The organism is Moorena sp. SIO3B2 (assembly GCF_010692525.1).
Classification (GTDB): domain Bacteria; phylum Cyanobacteriota; class Cyanobacteriia; order Cyanobacteriales; family Coleofasciculaceae; genus Moorena; species Moorena producens.
Window position 1 is genome coordinate 1 of record NZ_JAAHHE010000743.1, and the last position, 1,957, is coordinate 1,957.

At 44.1% G+C, this 1,957-nt stretch carries 1 protein-coding gene; it reads right to left on the reverse strand.

The features are described 5' to 3' along the window. Positions 1-259 precede the first annotated feature (259 nt). Positions 260-1,717, reverse strand: a complete 1,458-nt coding sequence (locus F6K38_RS40505) for a zinc ribbon domain-containing protein (protein ID WP_044495634.1) — start codon at positions 1,715-1,717, stop codon at positions 260-262. Positions 1,718-1,957: the final 240 nt, after the last annotated feature.

Consider the following 1,957-nt stretch of genomic DNA (forward strand, 5'->3'; position numbering starts at 1 on the left):
ACATCCTTTAGAACTTCGCCAGTGGGGTATACTTTACTAATTTGTTCGAGTCGCAGCATTAAGATGTCTCCAAGGAAAATTTTAGCTGGGGACTTTTATTCCTGATCCCAAGTTGCTGTCGGGTTGAGATACTCTTAAACCGTGATTAATCGGGATAAACCCGGATTTAACGGTCAAGGTACAATTTATTGTTGTCCGAGTGAGGAGTGGTTAGACGGTAATTGGAGTTAAACCTACCACCCAGCTATCTGGACGTTCCTCACATCTCGATGAGGAGTTGCTTGAAAGCCTGAGTCTTACTATGTTTGGAGTTAAGCCAACCAAGCTCAACTGCATCAGCTAGACTCAATCCCAACCCTTTCAAGAAACGCGCGGTACGACGCAACAACACGGCCTGAACCTCAGTCCTAGAAGAGAACCGAGAAATCTCGAAGTCCGTACCCCTCGCAAGGATGTTCTTGGCAGCATTGTGGTCAGCCGGCAACACGACCCCATCAAATCCGGTAAAACTGTCCCCAGTCCTTTTCCCTAATAGGGTTCCATTCCTGGAGTCAATTTGCGACGTGTAACTAGGCTGAACTTCCGTGACAACCGAGCCAGTCCAGTCAGCCCATTTTTGCAGGGAGTCTCGCATCTGTCCAATCATCCAGCTATTGAGCTTGCGAGACATGGCCAACGACTGGCGCTTATTCTTAATTGGTTGTGTTAAATCTTCTGCAAAAACTTTTAACGCTCTTCCTCCAACTAGTGACTTGGAGGCAGCTCCGAGTACTGACTGTATTTCTGATTGATCTTGCTTGTAACGTTTGTTCTCGGTTTTTCTGCTCAGATTATTTCTTAATATTCGAGCTGATTTAGCTGGGTCTAACTTTTCTAATTTTCTATGAAGTGCCCAAAGCTTTCCTCTTTTTCGGTTCTTGGCACATATTCTATCTGATTTCTTGCTTAGCAAGACTCCTAAGCCTTTCCCATGAGCCTTGCCTTCCGAATCATAGAAGGCTTCTGTGTAACCTTTGTCTACTCCTATCTCGCGAGGTCTTCGAACAGATTCGACTCTTCCATGGTCAACCAAGAAATGAATCTCAAATTGTTGAGACTGGTTATTATATATCAGTCTGATCTGACCTTTTACTTTTCTGTTACTTTTGACAACGATCTTGTTTCTTTTTCTACTCGTTAATCCAGCTATTTCCAGCTGGTATGTATTAGGAGAAAGTCTTTTGCACTTGTATCCTACTTGTTGATAAACCATCTGATTGTCAACCCAAGAATGACCTCTTTTAAATTCTTTCCTGACAAGCCGGTGAAGTAGTGGGTTCTCCAGGAAAGCTAAGGTTTTAAGCTGCGTGGCATATTCTTTTCTACACTTTTCGTTTTCTTTTCCGGGAAATCTTTTGTAGATCTTTTTAATTACAGCATCGGAGGAAGCTGCCTGCTGAGCTGTGATTGCCTTGGCTACATCGTTGATCGTCCAATCCATCAATTTAGCCGGTAAGCCCAGGGTTTCAGGAGTCCTAAAGCTTTTGATCTCGGGGATAGCCTTTTTCCAATCCATCCCCCAATGGCTAATGCTACCTAGCTTGTTGTAAGACTCGGCTCTAACGATGCCTAGCTTCTTGATCGTAGAGAACCACTCTTGCTTGACCGAATTATTCATTCCCACTACGGGAACGACTTGAGTCGATATTTTCTTGGTTGTCCCCAACTTTCTTGGCATCATTAACTGCTGTTTCTTACTTCTCCATCTTACCCTAGCGCTACAAAAATGTCCATGTCCGTTTTGAGGTGTTAAATCCCGATTTGTACCGCTTTATTGGCGTTTAAGCGCGAGACTACAGAAGTTTGGTTGACAGGGATTCCCCTGTTCCTTTGACCATTAGTCCTTCTTAGTTTTCCCATCTACAGCAGATTATCCCCGGAAACCGCCACCTACAGTAGACCTCTTGCATCAATGGTG